This window comes from Hydrocoleum sp. CS-953, assembly GCF_002260545.1.
Classification (GTDB): Bacteria; Cyanobacteriota; Cyanobacteriia; order Cyanobacteriales; family Microcoleaceae; genus Trichodesmium.
In genome coordinates, this window is record NZ_LGSU01000822.1 from 1 (window position 1) to 4,880 (window position 4,880).

General features: G+C 35.7%; 3 protein-coding genes. All 3 read right to left on the reverse strand.

The window, feature by feature from the left end:
- Nucleotides 1-273: 273 nt before the first annotated feature.
- A complete protein-coding gene (locus AFK68_RS10400) occupies nt 274-681 on the reverse strand; it encodes a hypothetical protein (protein ID WP_094672642.1) in 408 nt (135 codons plus the stop codon).
- Between the two features lie 532 nt (nt 682-1,213).
- The gene (locus tag AFK68_RS10405; RefSeq protein WP_094672643.1) at nt 1,214-2,440 is read right to left on the reverse strand and encodes a DUF1501 domain-containing protein; all 1,227 of its coding nucleotides are present in this window, start codon (nt 2,438-2,440) and stop codon (nt 1,214-1,216) included.
- Between the two features lie 743 nt (nt 2,441-3,183).
- Nucleotides 3,184-4,665: a DUF1800 domain-containing protein gene (locus AFK68_RS10410; protein ID WP_094672644.1), complete on the reverse strand. Its 1,482-nt coding sequence runs from the start codon at nt 4,663-4,665 to the stop codon at nt 3,184-3,186.
- Nucleotides 4,666-4,880: the final 215 nt, after the last annotated feature.

A 4,880-nucleotide genomic window follows, 5' to 3' on the forward strand; every position in this document is an offset into this window, starting at 1 on the left:
AAATAATATAGCTAATTTCATATTCTTCATCTTCCTCTTGACAACCATCTAAAGTTTTTTCAATAGGAGATTTATTCTTGACTAAATTAACTGTCACGTCAACTTTCACATCAGATTTATCAACATTATTATTGTTACCTTGTATATTCTCATTACCTTGTACATTCTTATTACCTTGTATATTCTCATTACCTAAAATAGTTGATTAATTCATAATAAATAAACGAGATTAATTTGACGTATTTGGTAATTGATTTATAACAAATATCAATGTCACATCATCCAAATTTTTCCAGCAGCATATCCTAGATATCCAGCAACTTTTTTAACAGTGGGAAAAAGTTCATTAACTAACTCTTTTACTTCCTCAGTCGTCTTACCTGCTTCATTCAAAGTTTCATTCACTCGTTTAAGACTCTTAGCAATAGACTCTTTATCTGGTTGAGACTCTTTTGCTTCTACTTTAGCTGCTTTTAAGCGCGTAATAGAATTTTCTCGGTTAGCTTCAGGTAATGGAGTAAAATTCAGAATTTTCTCTTCCAAGTCTGCCAACATCTCTACTACTTTAGTAGCTCTTATTTGTTCTCCACCTGCAACATTATTATTTCCGCGAATATTATTATTTCCGTGAATATTGTCGTTACCTTGAGTATTGTTGTTCCCAGAAATTGTACCGCCCATAGAATTTACCTCTAAATTTTTTTGTTGTTATTAATGAGGACTTACACAAAATATAAAAATATACACCACCTGTAGGGGTCGATGGCCGTTAACCCCTATCATATATGGTGGCTCTGCGTAAGTCCTGTTAGTAATATCAGAATAAAAAGATAGCCATCAGGAATGATTTATGAGAAATAAAGAGCAATACTTTTAACTTTTGACTTACCACTATATATAATTGAGAAAAAGCATTTCAAAAAAAGGATGATAAAACCATGAGCGATTTGCAATAAACCTTAAAATATGTGAGATTTTTAGTATATTCTCAAGGCAATAAAACAGCAGTGCAATTGAGCATTACTGCTTGGGGAAACTATTATCAATTGGAACGAAAATACGGAATATAAAACTATTGTATCTGAAGCGATGAAAGAATTAAAAAATGCTGGTGGCAACCCCCAAAAAGCAAAATGGTTAGATTGGGATGCGGTTAAAAATGAATGGGATTAAAGAAACCCGGTTTCTTCAAGAAACCGGGTTTCTGGGTTCGTTACAATAAACCTAAACCCCCATCAAAAGAATAACCAGGAAACACCCGTGATATTTGCGATCGCTCCATACCAAGATGCTGTTGTAAAACACTAGAAATCACACTCCGAAAATCTGTTGTCACTGCCAAATCACGTCCTTGGAACAACTCTGATTCATCTAAACCAGGCCACTGTCCGTAAACCTGACCCCCACCAACTCCACCCCCTAAAACCCACATCACATTACCATGACCATGATCGGTACCACCATTACCATTTTCTTTAACTGTACGACCAAATTCTGACATTACTAAAATCGTGGTATCTGAGTAAAGGGAACCCAACTCCTGCACTAGAGTAACTAAACCTTCCCCAAGAGGTTTTAATCTTCTTGCTAACATACCTCGACTGTTACCTTGGTTAACATGAGTATCCCAATTACCGACAGCAAGAAACCCTAATTGAGTTCTGGAATCACCCACCATTATTTGAGCTAAATTTTTGGCATCCCCAGCAAAACCTTTTGGTGGTGGTGCTCCTCCAGAAGCTTCTTCCATTTCTTTCTCCAGGTCAGCTAATAATAAGTCTCTTGCTTGACGACCTTCTTGGTAAACTCTACTCAGTTCATCATTGCCACTATAAAGGCGATCGAATGCTGCATAAATTTTGGGGCGGTCTATTGGTAAACGACGGGTTGACTTTCTACCTGTGGGGAGACTAGCAACTGGCATTCCACCCATGAGAATGCGCGGTGGTGTATCTCCTAAGTTAACTGCTTGAGTAGGTCTATCTTTGGGGAGATTTGCTAATAGGCGATTCATCCATCCGTCAGGGATTTTTTTATTACCTGGAATACCTGTTTCCATATAATATTGGGCATCAAAATGGGAGCGAGTATCGTTGTTTAAACCGCAAGCGTGAATAAAAGCTAAACTGCGATTTTGCCAGAGAGGCATGATACTTGCCAGAGCGGGATGTAAACCAAATTGACCATCTAAATTTATAGATCCGTTTTGTTCTCCTGGGGCGGGAATTGCTATTTTTGGTCGCACATCATAATAAACGTCTTCTTGGTGGGGAATAACTACATTTAATCCATCAATTCCTCCTCGGAGAAAAACAACTATTAATCTTTTACGATTATTGGTTTGAGCTAATCCTTTTGCTACCCAACCATGACTACCAACAGAGATAATTCCTGAAGCAGTTAATAAACTTGTTAATTGTAAAAATTTACGTCTTTTCATAGTTCCTCCTAAATCAGTTATCAGTTATTAGTTATATCATGTCCGCTAGCATCGGTATTGTATAGCAAAGGTAGGGAACAGGGAACAGGGAACACTTAACTGGGAACAGGGAACAGGTAGCAAGGCTTAATATCAAGAAAAAAACTTAAATTTCCTGTAGATATTTACACTTGGGTTTACACAAACGATATAAACGGACATGATATTATTAGTTATAGCGCTACTTGAATCGGGAACACTTAACTGGGAACAGGGAACAGCAGACTGTCAAAGGGTTTTCCTAGGTCATGCTGCGCAAACAGGATTTAGAAATGTCCTAACCTTAATGCGTAGCGCTATATTATTACCTCCCATGAGTTACAGTTTAAATGGGCTTTGTTACATGAAAGTAGCGATAGAACATCCATTCTGCAGCTATATCGCTCTCTTTCGCAATTATTGATGTTCTATTCATCTATTGTACAATAGTTAGGGCTGGAAAATTAAACATCAAAGCCTTTACAGGCAATAGTTTCAGCCTTTTTTCACATCAATGTGGATGTTCTATTCATCTATTGGACAATAGTTACAGCAGTTTCCGCACGTCATTATTGTACATATGCACAAGCAAGTGTGGCAGCTATATACTTTCATACAACAAAGCCGTTTAAAATGAAAATTATAGGTTTAAAAAACTCTTTCATTATCAATTATCCATTATCAATTATCCATTATCAATTATCCATTATCAATTATCAATTAATTTATCTTTCCATCATTTCTGGACTACCTAAAATTAAAGCTGCTTGTAAATTATCTGGACTATTACTAATTACAGCTTGAGTTTGGGCAGAAAAATTATTTCCTAAAGTTACCTTAAGTTGCTGATGATTTATAGGTATTGGTTTTCCTTGGTTTAACTGACCACGAGATATAATTGTCGCAAAGCTAGTTCGACGCATCATGGCATCAGAATTTAACCAAGCTTCTTTAGTATTTTTATAACCATCAGGAGTAGCACAGTGATAAAGAGGCATCCCTAATTGGGATAACATTCCATTAATTCTACCAAATTTAGGTTTGTCAGTAGCCGTTGCTCTAGCTGCAGAAGTAATATATTGATAAGGGGTTTTAAATTTGCTCCAATAATATTTTTCATTCCAAAATTCAGGACTTTTAAATAAAGTTTCTAACACATAACGAATGTTGCCATTAGTTTCTTGAAAACTTTTAGCTAGTTTATTGACTAAGCTGCCAGGAGGTGTATCGGCAACGAAATATTGAGCTAATTTATAACTAATAAAACGGGCGGTAGAGGGATGATTTGCAAGAATATCTAAGGCTTTTTCTCCTTCTTCTATTCCACCACCTTTAATGGGTATTCCTAAGAAGATTTTGTCACTATTATCATGACGGTTTGCATCAAACTTAAATCCACTTCCGTCTCCACTGCGACGTTGTATTCCCCAACCTGTAAAAATCCTTGCTAAAGTAATTATATCTTCTTGTTTATAACCACCATTTACTCCCATCGTATGAAGTTCCATAAGTTCGCGGGCATAGTTTTCATTTAAGCCTTTCAAAGGACCACGAACACCTGGACTGCCAGGAGCAGTATTGAGCCAATTATCTAAATAGAATAACATAGCTGGATGATGGGCTGTCGCACTTAATAAATCCCGAAAATTACCAAGTGCATAAGGTCGAATTGCATCTCGTTCATAAGTTCCTATCCAAAGCCTAATTGGTCGCCCTTTAGTAACAGAAATATTAAAGTGATTGAACCAAAAGTTAATCATTACTTCTTGCAGTTGTCTATTACTAGATATTGCTCTAAGTAAGTTGGATTTTATAGCTTGGTTAAAAATTATTCTCATTCGCTTATTTCTGGCTTGTTTCTGTTTTTGAGTTAGTTGTTTTTGTTTCCTGGGAGGTAGGGGGCCGTACTCATTAAAAAGTTCAACAGGGTTTAGATTTAAGGTCTTTAATTTTGATAGTTCATTGGTTAATTGTTGAGGTTCTCTAATAGTTTCTGGTCTCAGTTGAGATTGAATATAATTATTAATTCCCATAGATTTAACTCGTTCTATATCTCCTGGTCTAGGACCAAAACTAAGACGATTTAAAACATGGATTGTTTTAGTAGTAATAGATTGACTATCAGCATAGCTAGGGCTTGGTAAGCCTAACAAAATAATTAAGGCTAATAGCAAAGATATAATCCAGTACCTAGAGGCTTTTTTCATTAATTATTCCTCCTGAAATATTCTCAGATTTTGAATTACAGAATCTTCTATTTTTCTCTACTATTGTACAAATTTGATTCTGACAAAAGTTATTTTTTAAGTAGCCCGGCAGAATTAAATATAACTATGTGATCAAGAACCAATATCAATAATTTTTGATTATGTTCTATTTTGTTACAGAGTTTGGGTTTATTTGTGGTTATCTACTTATATAT

Excerpts from the sequence above, each read along its gene's own strand:
- AFK68_RS10410 (WP_094672644.1), bottom strand. The coding sequence starts at position 4,665 with ATGAAAAAAGCCTCTAGGTACTGGATTATATCTTTGCTATTAGCCTTA.
- AFK68_RS10405 (WP_094672643.1), bottom strand. The coding sequence starts at position 2,440 with ATGAAAAGACGTAAATTTTTACAATTAACAAGTTTATTAACTGCTTCA.
- AFK68_RS10400 (WP_094672642.1), bottom strand. The coding sequence starts at position 681 with ATGGGCGGTACAATTTCTGGGAACAACAATACTCAAGGTAACGACAAT.